This window comes from Microvirga roseola, from assembly GCF_020866965.1.
GTDB classification, from domain to species: Bacteria; Pseudomonadota; Alphaproteobacteria; order Rhizobiales; family Beijerinckiaceae; genus Microvirga; species Microvirga roseola.
The window spans coordinates 1-15,358 of the sequence record NZ_JAJATX010000074.1; the positions used below are offsets into that span (position 1 = coordinate 1).

11 protein-coding genes, 1 other RNA gene and 1 pseudogene are annotated in these 15,358 nt (G+C 57.0%); 10 read left to right on the forward strand and 3 right to left on the reverse strand.

The window, feature by feature from the left end:
- Window positions 1–1,970: 1,970 nt before the first annotated feature.
- Window positions 1,971–3,560 (forward strand): ABC transporter substrate-binding protein, encoded by a 1,590-nt coding sequence (locus tag LG661_RS22130; protein ID WP_230534180.1) that lies wholly within the window; start codon window positions 1,971–1,973, stop codon window positions 3,558–3,560.
- 748 nt (window positions 3,561–4,308) lie between these two features.
- On the opposite strand, the gene LG661_RS22135 is transcribed toward LG661_RS22130, so the two are convergent.
- A complete protein-coding gene (locus tag LG661_RS22135) occupies window positions 4,309–5,670 on the reverse strand; it encodes a hypothetical protein (RefSeq protein WP_230534181.1) in 1,362 nt (453 codons plus the stop codon).
- Between LG661_RS22135 and LG661_RS25710 the strand changes: the two are divergent.
- The 6 genes and pseudogenes from LG661_RS25710 to LG661_RS22165 all read left to right on the forward strand — a co-directional run bounded on the left by LG661_RS25710 (window position 5,662) and on the right by LG661_RS22165 (window position 8,346).
- Window positions 5,662–6,212, forward strand: a pseudogene (locus tag LG661_RS25710) (DDE-type integrase/transposase/recombinase). The gene LG661_RS22135 and the pseudogene LG661_RS25710 sit on opposite strands and share 9 nt — an antisense overlap.
- 254 nt (window positions 6,213–6,466) lie before the next feature.
- On the forward strand, window positions 6,467–6,676 hold the full coding sequence (locus LG661_RS22145; RefSeq protein ID WP_230534182.1) for a cold-shock protein: 210 nt from the start codon (window positions 6,467–6,469) through the stop codon (window positions 6,674–6,676).
- Window positions 6,677–6,767: 91 nt separating this feature from the next.
- Window positions 6,768–7,046, forward strand: coding sequence for a translation initiation factor IF-1 (infA, locus tag LG661_RS22150; protein WP_230534190.1), 279 nt, complete (start codon window positions 6,768–6,770; stop codon window positions 7,044–7,046).
- A 43-nt stretch (window positions 7,047–7,089) separates the two neighbouring features.
- Window positions 7,090–7,353, forward strand: a complete 264-nt coding sequence (locus LG661_RS22155) for a hypothetical protein (RefSeq protein WP_230534183.1) — start codon at window positions 7,090–7,092, stop codon at window positions 7,351–7,353.
- Between the two features lie 15 nt (window positions 7,354–7,368).
- A complete protein-coding gene (locus LG661_RS22160; RefSeq protein WP_230534184.1) occupies window positions 7,369–7,539 on the forward strand; it encodes a hypothetical protein in 171 nt (56 codons plus the stop codon).
- A gap of 69 nt (window positions 7,540–7,608) precedes the next feature.
- Window positions 7,609–8,346 carry a lysophospholipid acyltransferase family protein gene (locus LG661_RS22165; protein WP_230534185.1) on the forward strand — a complete coding sequence of 246 codons (738 nt, stop codon included), beginning with the start codon at window positions 7,609–7,611 and terminating at the stop codon, window positions 8,344–8,346.
- Window positions 8,347–9,092: 746 nt separating this feature from the next.
- On the opposite strand, the gene ssrA is transcribed toward LG661_RS22165, so the two are convergent.
- Window positions 9,093–9,476, reverse strand: a transfer-messenger RNA (tmRNA) gene (gene ssrA, locus LG661_RS22170).
- Window positions 9,477–9,875: 399 nt separating this feature from the next.
- Here ssrA and LG661_RS22175 point away from each other — a divergent pair.
- Window positions 9,876–10,466 carry a CarD family transcriptional regulator gene (locus LG661_RS22175; RefSeq protein WP_230534186.1) on the forward strand — a complete coding sequence of 197 codons (591 nt, stop codon included), beginning with the start codon at window positions 9,876–9,878 and terminating at the stop codon, window positions 10,464–10,466.
- 535 nt (window positions 10,467–11,001) lie between these two features.
- On the opposite strand, the gene LG661_RS22180 is transcribed toward LG661_RS22175, so the two are convergent.
- Window positions 11,002–12,117 (reverse strand): hypothetical protein, encoded by a 1,116-nt coding sequence (locus LG661_RS22180; protein WP_230534187.1) that lies wholly within the window; start codon window positions 12,115–12,117, stop codon window positions 11,002–11,004.
- 836 nt (window positions 12,118–12,953) lie between these two features.
- Here LG661_RS22180 and LG661_RS22185 point away from each other — a divergent pair.
- On the forward strand, window positions 12,954–13,559 hold the full coding sequence (locus tag LG661_RS22185) for a helix-turn-helix domain-containing protein (RefSeq protein ID WP_230534188.1): 606 nt from the start codon (window positions 12,954–12,956) through the stop codon (window positions 13,557–13,559).
- Window positions 13,560–14,364: 805 nt separating this feature from the next.
- Entirely contained in the window at window positions 14,365–14,802 is a 438-nt protein-coding gene (locus LG661_RS22190) for a ferritin-like domain-containing protein (protein WP_230534189.1), read from the forward strand.
- The last annotated feature ends 556 nt before the right edge of the window (window positions 14,803–15,358 follow it).

Consider the following 15,358-nt stretch of genomic DNA (forward strand, 5'->3'; position numbering starts at 1 on the left):
TCAGGCAGAAACTCCACTTAGCCCGCTGTAAAAATTTCCCGAGCCGGCTCTTCCTTCGGGCTTGGATCTCCCGCCGCGAGGCCCAGTGATTCCTTTGCTCAGGCAAATCGGATGAAGCCTTGGAAGGCGCTTGACCGCAGTGTGATCGGGATCAGAGGCCTGAAACGGCCGAGGACATTGAAGCCCATTTGGAGAAGCAGAAGGAACCCAGGTCAAGTTTACCGAAAAACGAACCTGAGACCATATGGGCTTGATGCTCTAACGCATGTGCCGAGATCTGTGCGATCGGAGGCGGTTCATGACCTCGGCAATAATCGTCAGGAAGAGAGCGCCTCCTGCCGCAAGCCCGACCAACTCGATCGCGAGGTGAACGAGCGGGTGCTCGGTGGGAATCTCCCCGGTAATGCCATGCTGGATGCGATGAAGGTTTGCCACGCCCATTCCGAGAAAGCTCCCGATGTACGCGAAAGTCGTCCTTCGCCAGCGACGTCCTGAACCGGGCTTCACTAGTAGAGTGCCTCTGAAACGAGGGCCGCTCCGAGTAGCGGCCCTGGGGGGGTGGTGAAGAGTCAAGAGCCGCGGCTGCTGGTGGACAGCGATCCGGCCTACGATAACAGTATAATTAGCGGGCTAACCTTACCTGGCGCTTGCCAGACCTGAACCAGGAAGCCTCTTCGCACGCTCCCGAACAGCTAGAAGACTGTAAATGGATTCCGCTCCTAGGTCGCCCTCTACCTGAATGCGCGGGCAGACGAATGTCAGCTGCTTGTCCAAAGCTCTCGGGGCGCCCAAACAACAGGGTAAGGTTCAGGCCCGAACGGCTGCGGGACTCCCAGGGGCACGTTTCGTAGCGGTCGACACCTCATCCGGAAGTAAATGAAAGCAAAAAGGGCTGCGGCCAGCCTTATTGCGACTGTGTCCGCAGTTTTGTCCCCGTCTTGCCGTGACTTGCCCCCACGGACAGTCTTTTGCTACGCAAAAATCTACTGGTTAGTTAAATACATATCAACCACAGCGACGTGCGTAAGATGATTTGCGGCCTAGATCAACAGGAATTTTCCCTAGGGTCCGCAGTCTCAACCTAAGTCTAATTACATAAGTCAATGTGTTGAATTCTGCATAAGTGTAGGCAAGATAAAAGAAAAGCGCCCCGACAGGGCGCTTCCAAGGTCCCGGCTGTGGGGGCAAAAAGAAGCCGGAGAGGCATATAAACTCCACTAGGGGGCAAAGGTTCCAGAGAAGATGAAGCAACGGCTGGCCGCCCGGCGAAGAGCGCCGGGTTCATGGGAAAAACGCCCTGGCTCCAAGAAAAGTATGCTCGTATATTTCCAACTCCCCGGCCTCAGACAGCAAACCGAATGGCTCGTTGTCGGAGGTGTGGCAGATCCGGAAGGGAGGGCGACGGGAAGGGGATCGACGGCAGCACGGCCGAGATCCTCTGGCAGAATGCAATTGCAGACATTATTGCGGCTAGCGAGAGGCCGCCGGAACCTTGAAGGCGAAACTCGTTCTCTCCACTTGCTCATTTGTCCACTGGTGCCTGGGCTTGGTTAGATGATGGTCCACGTCATTTGGACAGAGGCACACTCAAAGACATTAGCGCGAAAGATCTAGATCCAAGACTTCCTTGATCAGCGGGGCTGCAGAAGCCGTGTTGCTGGGTGTGGTGAAGTGCTACCCCGGTCGGTCTGGACCGTGCATACCTTGATAAGGACAGCCTTTAGTAGCGCACACAGGAAGTCATTCGCAATCCAGACATTTGGGCTCGGTTCGGTCCGTTTCAGGCGCGCCCTTGCTTGCAAGGAGCTGAGCTTGCTGACGTGCCGGAGCGGATCTTGGTCAGCCTCGGTCACTCTGCTCCTCTGGACGCTCTTCAGAAATCCTGCCACTCTACTGCTTCTGGCTCAGCGCCGGCGCGTTCGAGTGCGCCACCATAGCAACAAGCGGAGCCGCCAGTGGAGAACAGCCTCATGATCAGAAACACCGTATTCGCCCCCGCTACATTAGTGCTTGCAGCACTGTCGACGCCAGCTCTGGCCGGATCTATGCGCTACGCCAACCAGGGCGATCTCAAGTCCTTGGACCCCTACACACTCAACGAGACGACCACCAATGCTCACCTTGGGCACGTTTATGAAGGACTGACGCGGCGCGGACGCGATCTCGCGATTCAGCCGTCGCTCGCCGAGCGCTGGGAAATCAGCAATGATGGTCTGACCTGGCGATTCTTCCTGCGCAAGGACGTCAAGTTTCACAATGGAAATGATTTCAATGCGGATGACGTGATCTTCTCTGCAGACCGGGTGCGCATGAATGGCTCGAACTTCACAACACGCGTGCCGACCCAAGCTGAGTTCGTGAAGGTCGACGACTATACTATCGACGTGAAGCTCAAATCCCCGAACCCGATACTGAATTCTCAGTGGGATACCTGGTACATCATGGACAAGGAGTGGGCCGAGGCGAACAACGCCACGGCGCCTACACCAGCGGCCGCGACGACCCCGAGCTTCGCCTCACTTAATGCCAACGGCACTGGCCCATTCAAGATTGAGAGTCACCAAGCCGGTGTTAAGACGATTTTTAAGAAGAACCACGGGTGGTGGGACAAGCCCGAACATAACCTTGACGAGATTGTGTTCACCCCAATCAGCAATGATGCGACCCGAGTCGCGGCCCTTTTGTCGGGTGAGGTGGATGTGATCGAGCCGGTCCCGGTTCAGGATATTGCCCGTGTCAATGCATCTACCAACGCTCAAGTACTCACCGGCCCTGAACTGCGCACGATCTTCATCAACTTCGATTCAGCTCGCGATGAGCTTCTGTTTTCCAATGTCAAGGGAAAGAACCCGTTTAAGGATGTGCGAGTTCGGGAGGCTTTCTTCAAAGCGATCGACATCAATCTCATCCGTGACCGCGTCATGCGCGGTCTGTCGACGCCATCCGCTCTCATGATCGCTCCGGAGCTCTTCGTCCACTCCAAGGACTTTGTGCGTCCGAAGTACGATCTCGAAGGTGCCAAGAAACTGCTGGCGGAAGCAGGTTATCCGGGCGGTTTTGAGGTCAGTATGGACTGTCCGAACGACCGCTACGTTAATGACGAGGCGATCTGCCAAGCTGTCGTTAGCATGCTGGCCCGCGCCGGCGTCAAAGTAAACTTGGTGGCCCAGCCCAAGGCTCTCTACTTTGCGAAAGCCGGAAAGTCTGGTGGCTACACCACATCCCTCTCGCTTCTCGGCTGGACCCCTGGCACTTTCGACAGCCACAATGTTCTCCATGACGTCATGGGCTGCCGCGATGTTCCGGGAACGAGCCGAGGCGAAACGAACTATGGCGGGTACTGCAACGAGGAGCTCGATGTACTGACCGATCAAATCCTCGTCGAGGCAGATACGGCAAGACGCAATCAGTTAATTAAGAGTGCATTTGAGATCGCTACCAAAGATTACAGTCATCTCCCGCTGCACCAGCAGGCTCTGGCCTGGGGCGTGTCGAAGAAGGTCAGCCTCGTCCAGCGTGCCGACAATCAGATCCTGTTCTATTGGGCGAAGAAGGAATAGACACTTCCTGATCAATGGGTAGTCGGCTCGCTGCCAGCGCTGGTGTGGCGAACCACGACATGTATTCTAAAGGCCTCCTCGGCGTTTCCAAGCGGATGAGGAGGAAAGCCTGGCAAGCTCAAGAGCAGCTACTTCCGGGAAGGCAAGGCCAAGGACAANAAAGGCCTCCTCGGCGTTTCCAAGCGGATGAGGAGGAAAGCCTGGCAAGCTCAAGAGCAGCTACTTCCGGGAAGGCAAGGCCAAGGACAAGAACGACTACCTGCTCTACGACCGCAAGACCGGCATCCTCTCGTACGATGCGGACGGCTCCGGGTCCAAGCAGGCGATCGAGTTCGCCAAGCTGTCGAACAAGACCAAGCTCACCGCCAGCGACTTCTTCGTCGTGTAGTCTGGGCAAGAGATGAGATGACGGGCAAGGCCGCCCTTGAGGGGCGGCCTTTTCTTTGCCCTTGGGGAGGGCGCTGTGATGTCGCGATTTCGCAAAGAGACGGCCCGGTACTGATCTGGGCCGAAGTGAACCTCGGGTGTCCACGGCAAGCCTTGCCAGGCTGAATAGTGCTCGGGAGTGCTGCCGTGGGAGGGAGACCGGGCCCGTTGGTCAGGTATCTGCGGCATCCGGCCGACACAAGCTCCTGCAATCGAGACGATAGGGGTCGAATGGCCCCACACCTAACGTCAAAGGGATCGCCGGCGTATTTCACACCCTGGGTTTCGCTCCTATTGGGCGCACTTGCTGTGACTCTGGCGATTACGAGAGCGCTGTCAGACGTAGAGAGCCTGTTCCGCTGGTAACTTTCACCCGATCAAGGTTCAGGTCTCCCAATCGCCATGACTGAAGAACGACAGTGGCAGCTCCAACAGATTTAGGCTTCACGCCACCCTCAGGGTCGCGGCTGATGGAGACGGTTTTTCCTTTCCAGTCGATCTGGACGCGGTCGTCGGGTCCAAAACCGGATCTATTCCAGAGCTCCCGGGAGAGCCGAACTGTCGTATAGAACCGGTTCGAGCGCTTGGCGTCTGCAATCGACTTCACAACGACGGGACCAGAGGTCTTCTGGCGAGGCTGGCGCGCCTTCCTTTTGGCGGCGCGGGGCTCATGTGCGTCTCTTTCGTCCGGGACTGGGATGATCTCTGGGATCGAGCTGATCTCTGCATCCGGTCTAGCGTCCGGCTCAGGGTCCAGTACTTCCTGCCGAGCAAGCTTCTGCTCAACCGCACCGGTCAGAGGGGCTGAAACTGTCTGGGCGGCGTCTACGATTTGTCGGAGTTCATTGGAGAGGCTGTCGGTCAATTGCATCGGCAATGGCGCTAGACGAGCAAGGACCTCAACCTGCTGTCCGCCTGTAATAACCAGCTTGCTCAGCTGCTCCGTCATGAGCTCCACGGCTGCGCGGAGGCCCTTGAGATCGGACGCCATGCTGGTCAGAGCTTGCTCCACCTCGGGTGACGGAGCAGGAAATGGGGATGAGTGCCTGGAGATCTCCGGAGTAGAGGCGCTCGGGCGCAGGACGTCCTTCGGCCGAAAGACGTCTTCGGCTGCCGCTGCGGGCTTGCCTAGATGTCGTGCCAAAATTTCATCAATCTTATGAGGACCCGGGGCGGTCGGGTAGGCGCCTTCGTTCGACCGATCGGCCATTCCCCGGGGCCTACGGTCTTGCGCCTCTCTCGTACCAGAATCTTGTGGAGCCGTAAGCGGGCCGCGAAGGCAGTTTGGGCAGAGGTCGAAAGATCGGTCCCGGCCAAGAACCCAGCCAGTGCTGTTGAAATGTCGCGCGACCACCGCATCGGGCACCGGCTTACTAGCTTCGTAGCTATTCGTCTTACGACATTCAGAGCATCGGACAGTGAACCGAAACTTGGAGGGCACTCCCCCACTACGGGTAATCTGTGGCTCAAACTGGCGTGCAGCGCCGGACATGAATCTCTCTATGATGTTGGATTGTGTTTGCAGATAGTTCAGGGTGCAGAGGTCGGCTTCAGCCGCCGCCTGGAAAGCAACAAGACTGGATGCAGGAACATGTAACCGCTTCAATTCAAGAAACCAAGATCCCATCATCCGGACCGCAGCTTTTACAAGCATCACCGCTTCCCTCCCGAAGTCATTGCCCACGCGGTGTGACTCCATTTCCGGTTCCGCTGAGCCTGCGCCTGGTTGAGGCAATGCCTCTGGAGAGTAGCATTTTCGCTTCCTGGCTTTGAAGTTTGGAGCGAGCTACAGCCGCTATCTCTGGCGTGCTGTCAACCAATACGGATGAATTCTGGACGAAAATGTCCAGACCGGCCGCAATACCAGGGCGGCCAAGAGCCTGCTGAGACGTATGCTAAAGAGGCAAGGCTATCCGCTCCAGCGGGTGATCACCGAGAAGCTAGGTTCCTATGCCGCAGCCCGGCGCCACATCATGCCGGCGGTTGAGCATCGCCTGTACAGGTGTCCGAACAACCGGCGGAGAATTCGCACCTGCCCCTGCGCCGGTATGAGCGGTCAATGCAGATTTTTCCTCACCTGGTGGCCTGCAGCGGCTCGTCAGCGTGCTCTTTGCCGTCCGCAATCTGTTCGTTCCACCCTGCTCCGGCCGCTCTGCTCTCGCCACCCATCTGCACCGCTTCAATGCCGTGACGGGGTGGGAGTCTGCAGCTTGCGCTGTCGCGTGAGTCCCTCAGCTGACCGCACTCTCAGTGAGCCCAACGCCAGCTGAGAGACAGCCCAGTTTCCAAGCAGCCTTCTTGCAAGAATCCGAACACTCCCTATATCCCAATTATCGACTTTGGCCGGACAATCAGGCCGTTACGCCTTGGCATGCTAGGCGCACGTTCAGACATTCTTCCCAAAAATCGACGAACCGAGCCTCTGGTCGGCTTTGCACGGCGAGTGCTCACGTGCGCTGGCGCATACCAAGGATGCACTCATGAATACAGGCACAGTTAAGTTCTACAGCGATCAAAAAGGCTTCGGTTTCATTCAGCCGGAAAGCGGCAGCAAGGACGCTTTCGTCCATGCCACTGCTCTTAAATGCACAGGAATCCGCGACCTAGTCAAAGACCAGAAGGCGGCTTTCGACACAGCCAAAGACTACGGCGGCAATAAGGTTGCCATCAACAACATCCAGGCGGCCTAAACGGCCGCCGAAACAGGCTGCGTGGCATTTACATCGCTTGGAAAAGCTGCTCCTCGAGAGCGGCGTTTCGTTCTTACAAAAGGGTTTTGCAGTGGCTAAAGAAGAGCTTATTACATTTGAAGGTGAAGTTACCGAAATCCTGCCGGACGCTCGCTATCGGGTGAAGCTGGAGAGCGGCCATGAGATCGTCGCCTACACCGCTGGCAAGATGAAGAAGAACCGGATCAAGACACTCGCGGGTGACCGCGTGACCGTCGAGATGTCGCCCTACGATCTCGACAAGGGCCGGCTTATTTTCCGCCACAAGGACAGCGGTTCGGGTGCCCCTCGTCCGGCTGGTGCACGCCGCCCGCAATTTCGGCGTCGCTGATTGGCGTCCTGGCTGAGAGAGTCCAACCGAGCGAAGGTTTACAATGCCTGAAAAGACTTGGACGTTTGAGGCTGGCGACCGGGTGCCTGAATGGCTCATGCGCCAGACCAACTGCGTCTTGCGCTTTGACCGCGATGCAATTGTAGTCGAGAGCAACAGCGAGTTCCTGATCTACCCGGCTAGTGCCATGGACGAAGACGATACGATGGTCCTAGCCGAAATCATCGATCAGCAGATCGATGCGGAGGTCGAGCATACCTTACCAATCAGGGCCCATACGAATCCCCGCTCAATGTCCTTCAACTGATCGAGGAGGCTTCTGATGAGCCACAAGTATCCCATGGGCCAGTTGCTTCATGCCGCTGGCACACACATTGCTGACCGCACGAGCGATGTCTATGAAGTCATTCGCCGGGTAGCCGAGAGCAACGTTGAGTTCAGCTGCCGGATCAAAAACACCGCAAGCGGGTCTGAGCGTGCTGACATGGAGTGACCGATCCGTGCTGTCGCTGCCGTACAATGCATCCGGGCGCTGGCCCAGGATGAAAGTTAGCTCCGTTCGATGGGACAATCCACCGTGCAACGTATCCGCTCCGCTCTATTTGACCTTGTGCTGGCTGTTTGGACAGGACTGTTCGTACCCGCATTAGTTATCCTGTGGTTGTGCGGCTCCCCAGAACGTTGCGTCCGGCTACTGTCCCGGTTTTGGGCTCGCGGCGTTCTCGTCGGCCTGAACGCGATCGTCGGCCTATCTTACACGGAGCGAGGCAAGAGCAACATTCCGGGTGAGCCGTGCCTCATTATCGCCAATCACCAGTCAACCTGGGAGACGCTGGCGTTCCTGATCCTTCTGCCCGACGTAGCGATTGTCGCAAAACAGGAGCTGCTAACGATTCCCGTGTTCGCATGGTTCCTGCGTAAGTCGCCGATGATTCTCATCGATAGGGAGAGTGGCTTGAAAGCTGTCCGGAAGATGGTGGACGAGAGTCAGACAGCTCTCGCCCAGGGGCGCTCTGTGCTAATCTTTCCAGAAGGAACGCGAAAGCAGGCCTCTGAACCCATCGAGTTCAAACGTGGGGTGGAACTGCTCTATGCGAAGCTGGGTCGCCCAGTTCTTCCCATAGCTCTGAATTCAGGTCTCTTCTGGGCACCGGACGGGTCATACAAGCGGGCTGGGATGATCACAGTCGCATACCTAAGCCCCATTGAACCGGGACTGCCAGGCCACGAGTTCACGCGCAGAGCGGAGGAACTTCTCGAGGCCGGGCGACAACGGTCGTCGTGGCCGCAAGCAGCATAGAGCAAGTTAGGCAGTATACAGACTGCCAAGCTCCTTTTCATCCTCGAGATGAAGCGGTGCTTCGTTGACTGACGCTCCTTACGGAGCGGTCACCACCTCGGCGAAGGCGCGAGGCTACTATAGAGCAGTATGAACTTTTCTCCCAGAAACAGCATCGGCACATCCTACCGCCTCCGGATCCGGAGGTCAGCTTGCTATGATCCGTGAAGGTGTCGCCTTCCTCCTCCTCGCCACAGGGCTCATCCAAGTAGTCCAGTATGCCGACCTCGTTCGGCTTGGCCTCCACTGTCTGGGTCCATTCGTGAGAAGATTAGTTGGCGCAAGCTGCTTTCGGCACCTTCGCGCTTTGTAGCATTCAGGCGGGACTGCGCACCCTGTAGCGCCGCTCCGCATCCTGAGTGAAGTGCCACACAGGATCGGTCACCATCTTCTGCTGCTTTGTAAGCGGCTTCTTCTCTGGCTTGTCGGTCTTCCTTATAGCCTTGGCCGTAAAGGGAGGCTCGGCAGGCTGCACATCAGCGATCAGCGCCCATTTGCTCGACCACTCCACAGCCCAGTATTCGGCCTTGGTCAGGCGACCAGTGTACGCGGGAGTTTCCTGATCGGTGGGACTCTTGGTGCCACTGGCCTCGAAATACCGCAGCCGTGGATCGGCTGCCAGAAGGAAGAAGTTTTCAATCTAGACGTCTACGTATCAGGGTCGATTCTAAGCTCATGAAGGCTCCAGAAATGGGAACGGCACCCGAAGGTGCCGTTTCTGTTGCTAGGCTTTCCCGAGCCCCGGATGGTTACGCCGCGAGGCGCACCGCACCCATGTCAACGTTGTCGTTGGCATTTATGAGTTTGCACTATCAAGGCCGTAGCTCAGCCTAATCGCAGCCTAGTCTTTATCACGCCCAGTCGAACCCATGTCGCCCCCATCACAAACACAAAGGGACAGCAGCCCAGCCTCGACTATCAGCCAGTCGCTCAAATCTGTCCTCCGGCACCTTACCGGCCCATGTGTTTATGGTGGAGGCGGCGGGAATCGAACCCGCGTCCTGAACGCCTATTCCACTCTGCCTCTACGATCATAGTCAGGCGAACCTGACATCTGGGATATAGGCGTTACCTGGTCCAATTGCTAGGTGTCTGGCAGCAAGATGTTGCTCAGGTTACAGGCACCCGGTGCGAGGGCACAAAACGGTGAGACGATCCGCGCGCTCTAAACATCTCGGCACGACCTCATTCCTCGGGTAGAACACTGCCGAAAGCGCTGAGGTTCGAGAGTCAGTAGACCAACGGGTTCTTTGATCCTCGACTGCCATCGTGGTACCAAAAGGCATCTCTGTAAGTGGCCTCTACGTGTCCACCCAATCCACGAACAGATCGATCCGCGGAACGATCCCGTACGTCTTTACTGTACTACCACCAGCTGGGCAATTAGACGAAAGCTTTCTGCTCGCGGCCCAGCACCATTGCCTCCTCAGCGCTACTGGAACGCTAATCAATGCCGGAACCGGCCAAAGACGAAAAGGAAAATTTCGCGAATGACGATCACGAAGAAAATTGCCCATCTTGACTTCAAAGTTGGTGAAACCGTTATCTATCCAACGCATGGAGTAGGGCTCATTACCGCTATCGAGGAGCAGGAGGTTGCCGGATTCAAGCTCGAGCTCCTCATTGTCTTTTTCGAGAAGGAAAAGCTCACTCTTCGGGTTCCTCTCGCGAAGGTATCCCGGGTCGGCATGCGCAAACTTTCCGAGCCCGCGACTGTTAACGAGGCGCTGGAACTCTTGACAGGGCGGGCACGCTCCAAGCGTGGCATGTGGAACCGTCGGGTTACCGAGTACCAGGAGAAGATTTCCTCGGGCAACTTGACCTTGATTGCAGAGGTCGTGCGCGATCTACACCGCGGCCCGGCTCAGGATGATGCATCCTTCAGTGAGCGCGGCATCTACGACTCTGCTCTTGATTTGCTGGTCCGAGAAACTGCCGCGGTGAACGGCAGCACTGCCACAGAGGCTCAAAAGCTGATCGAGCAGAACTTGGCCAAAGCACCTGCGACCACAAAGTCGGCGCCAGCCGATGATCTGGCGGAAGGCAGTGATATCAAGAGCAACCACGCTACGGCCGGTTAGCCTCGCTCGTTGAGTAACGGCAGGGCGGCGTGAGCGGCCCTGCTGTCGACGATGACCTCAGAGCCCAGGAGTGAACGGGACTCTACGGGTTTGCAGAGCTTCACGAGGAGCGGGAGGAGTTCCCACATCGGCTTCCGACTCAGCCAAAGCAAGTGGGAGTGCGTGGACTGTTCGCTTCAGGAGCCCAGCAAATGAGAACAGCTTCGCTAGTCAAGTCTCTTGTAAGCCTCTGGGCACCTCCTCGCATAGGCTTACCTATTGTCTCCGACGCAAGACTAGAGGAATGGATGCCGAGCTGGTTGGGCGCTGCCCTAGAGTACCCTACAGGGTGGCTGGAGTTCCAGCTTCGCCGTTATCACTAGCCAGGGCGTCGGATGGCAGGCACTTATGGCGGGAGGCGGCATTTCCACTGGTCGGATCATCGATGGGCGCGACAATGCAAACGCGACCCTGATCCCTGAGGCGGGGTATCTTGCCCATCGGGAGAAGCAGCGACATCGCTTCTGGAATGGGTGTGGTAAACTCTAAGCTTGGCCTAGAGGAGGCGGTCGGTAGCGTTCTGATCCGCGAGACGGTTGGTCCGGATGCGGCGCAGCTTTTCCTTCTTGATAGGATCTGAAGGTACGAAGCTGTTGGGATCGCTTCCGACGACTGCTCTGAAGTCCGCGATATTCTCGTTGGCACGCCGGAGAGAGCGCGATGTTTCTTCGACAAAGGACTCCGAGACGGTGATCGTGTACTTGATATCAACCTTGCGCTTTCCTTCCGAGAGGTCCTCGCACTGAAGCTCCTTGATGACACCGTCGTTCTTTAGGTTTTCCATGCCCTCCGTGATCCGGCGAAGAGCGTCGCGCGGACGCTTGGTTGCGAGGGCAGAGCCGTCGATGACCTCGCTGGCATAGATGACATGCATGTGCGGGCTCATTCGATGGTAGAGGACATCGTGGTTGAGCCGCATATAGATCCAGCGTTCGATTGGGCCACGCATCTTCATCACGGCCTCATAATTCATCTGGCGGAAGTCCAGATGCATCATGGCCTGCGAGACGAGCCAGTTGAACTGGACCGTGGACTTGGCGCGTTCCTTTCCCCTGTTGGCAAATGCAAGCTGCGGGTAAGCGGCACTGGAGATGACGCGCTCGCGGATGTCGCCTTTCTCGTCGACATCGACGCGCACGATCTCAACGAGGGACTGGTGGAGAATTGTGAGCGCCTCGACAATCTCGTAGTAACTGTAGGTGTGTCCGGTCCGGGCGAGTTCGGTCTTCACTTCGTTGATGCTGAAGGAGACATTAATTTCATCCTTAGCGCTCAGGCTGATCCGGTTCCGCATGGCTGCAATGCGCCGGATGACCCATTCGACTAGGCGTTCGCGCTCACCGGGATACTGCTCGCTCTCTTTGCCATCCTTGTCCTTGATACGAGCGGGCTTAAGGGAGACCTGGTAGACTTTTCCTGCCAGCGTGAAGGTACGTTCCAGGGTCTTCAGATACTTGCCGTCCTTAAGGTCGTTTGAGGCACGAGAGGGGATAGACCGGGGGGCGACGTCCCATAAGGAGATCGTGTTCGTGACACCGGGCTCATCAATGACCCAGAGCTCACCCTGGAAGGGATCATGGATGATGGGCCTGGGCTTCAAAGCCTTCGACATGGTGTGCCTCCTCGTCGAATAAGGTACCTAGGACATGAAACCTTAGAAAGCTAAATCGTTTTAGGGCCTGCGTTTTTGCGGCACTTTAGTAGGTTTGAGGCGCGCTTTCAGTAGGTTTGGGCCGCGGGGGTAGTAGGTCTGGGCCGCACTTCGTGGGCCAACGAATTTTAGGGGTGCGATCCGCCACGCGAATCTTAGCCCGCCATAAGAGTCTGGAGAATCGTCAGTTTTGAGGTGATCCATCAAGTGCGGGCCAAACCTACCATCGCCTCAGATTTAGGAGCGTCCCGGCCCAAGCGCCGGTCAAACCTCTCATCAGGTGCGTACCGCGACTCAAACCTCATAGTCGGGCGGGTAAGAGGCGCCTTGGCTCGGTTAAAGGGGTTGGTGCGGGTCAAACCTACCGAATCTGGCGGTTATGTCAGTAGGTTTGGATCGCGCCCAGGGAGTAGTGCGACTCAGACCTACTGAGCCGGCGGGTCAAACCTACTCAGATCGCGCTTCGAACCTACCGGGTTTGCGGGTCAGACCTACTGAAGGAAGCTCTTAAATTTGACAGCAGGCTCATAGAGTTAGCCTTTGAAGGCCAGTTTCAACGTGAGGCTGACATGAGCGCTGCACTCGAACTCTTACACGCCTTGGCACGGGTTCCGCATGAACAGCATGCCGCAGTGGCGGCTCGGGGCGTTCAGGAGGGCCGATGGACAACGGACCAAGTGGCTGGCTTCCTCGAGATCCCTGATCGGCGGGACGTTGTGAGAGAGAGCCGCCCGAGGGCTCCCGCCGTCACCCGGCGAATGCGGCTGTCACGGCGGCGATGCTCCTTCAGCCGTTATGTGCGTCGCTTCAGCATCGATGTGCTGGTTCATCCGGGCGTGAGCACGGGAGCAGTGACGACGCTGGTCTACCTGATCTCTCGCTGCGGCCGGAACAAACAACTCACCACCTGCACCTCATGGCTGGCGGCCGACCTCGGCGTTAGCCCACGAACTATCCAGAACCACTACCGGCAACTTGAGCAGGCGGGCTTTCTGGCACGGTCGAGCCCCGACCGACGGGGGCGTACGACGATCTATCTGACACCTTTGGTCGAAGTACGTCCTGTTCGAAACGGCAAGGCTGAAATCCTTGTAGCCCATGACGATGGTGCGAAAAAAAATTCGCGCACCAAGGATATCGATTCAAAAGAAAGGGGAGCGAATCCTCGACAAAGAAAAGGCGCGGAACGCGAAGCCTCTGGCCCTTCGGGAACAACAGAGAGGAAGAAGGCGCAGTCGACGCCCATCGGAGCAGGTCAGGAAGCGGAGGGTTTTCGATCTACCGGAACAGCGCATCCGCTTGGCTCTTCATCTAAAGCGCTTCGGAGCCTGAGCTTCCGGCAGTGGCTACCGAAAAACCCTGTACAGTGGGATCCATTTGCGGGCTGCCGGAGACCAGGATGACTTGAGGCCAAGCGCAGTCAAGTGGCTGGCTCACCGTCACAACCAGCTGTCAGACAGAAGGATACGTCTTTCTCGCCCTGATAAGCCTTCTTGTAGGCTTTCGTGAACCACATCTCGAACTGCTGTTGACTGATTTTGCAGAACTCGTTGCCGCCTTTGGAGATCCGAGGGTGATCGTCTTTGTTCTGCGCACGGGCAGCGCAGGCTCCGGAAGTGAAGAAGGCGATCAGGCGGCCGCTTCATGGTGTCAGCCCAAGCGGCCGACCGGCCTTGGTGTAATCAACCACATCGAGCGGACTGTGCGAATATCGCGGAAGTCTGACCATTTGCATACTGGCGTAGTTCGGATCTCACTGCTTTAGGCACAGTAGCCGGTCGGTCAGACGTTCATAGACGTCTCGCAGCTTGGCACTCCCAAAATGGGCTTCAAGCTCTCCAGCAGTCATCACCCTCGTCTTTGATGAAAAAGAGAGGTCAGCTGAGGATCACTCATGAAGTTTGACTCGAAGACGTGCCCTAACTGTATGGGAGCTTCCAAAAGTAGCCGAAAAGGGGCGGCCCTAAGGGGCGCCATTTCGCTCATGAGAGCTACGAATCTTGCCCCCCGTGCAAAATGGAATTGCGGGCTAGTAGGTTACCTCAACAATATGCAAGGAGCGGTCATTCACGAGCTAACTTAGCGTCTGATCGCCAGAGCTTCGTCCCAGCTCGCGCAGCCACTCATCCAATTACTATCATTTCAAGGCACACAGTTTGTGAACCAAGCCAGCGAAGTGGCGTTGGCTCGTGAAGATAGGAGGATTTGATGACGAACACTGCGTCCAATCTGGAGAGCCTCATTCGGATTACGATCGACAGCGCCGAAGGCTATGAGCGCGCTGCCGAGACCGCCAAGACCGAACAGCTGAAGCAGCTACTGCGAGAGCAGTCGAAGAAGCGCCACAGTACGGTTGCGGAGCTGAACGAGGAACTGGTGCGTATTGGTGGTCAAGCTCAAGAGCGCGGCAGCGCAACAGGGGCCGCGCACAATGTCTGGACCCGAATCGCGGATGCTTTCGCAGACGGCGATGAAGCAGCGACAGAGCGGGTCGAGGAAGGCGAGGATTACATCGAGAACAAGTTTCGGGAGGCACTCGAGAATCAGGACTGGGATCCACGCACGCGGGAAGTTCTGCAGCGCGCCCACAGTCAGATTGCAGAGGGCGAGCGACTTACCGACCGGCTAGAAGAGCAGTATGATTGAGGTCGCCTGCCTTTCCTGGCGGACTAGCTCTTAAACAATGTTGTGGTTAGGTACCACCAAGAAGGGAGGGATACGGATTCCCATAAATACCGGCATGCTAGCAGTCGTAGTGGCAGCCGCCACGCCTGCGACTGCAAGAGGAGTCACGAAGGGTAGTCTGATCTGCTTGGGCACCTGTGCAATAGCCAAAGTGCCGACCCATACTGCCGCGGCACGTCCCATGATGCGGCAACCCTCCGAGCACGTCGATCAGCTCATGAGCTATCTCAATAGGTGAGGCGACCACCTGTGGGGAACTGGTTCACACCATAGTTCTCAACGAACGAAGGTCTTCCTACAGAGTGGGGAGGAGATGAATCGTGCCGCAGGCCGTACCGCTCCTCAGATGCCCAGGTAGGGGTTGAGACAATAAAAAAGGCCGGCATCGTGTGACCTGGCCTTGAAGGCAAAGAGTCAACCCGGAGAGAGCCGCATGAATGGCGTGAGAGTCTGGCGAGCAAGCATTAGCCTCCTAGAGCGGTTTGGGGTTGAACGGAATCTGGAAGTCTGACTCGAT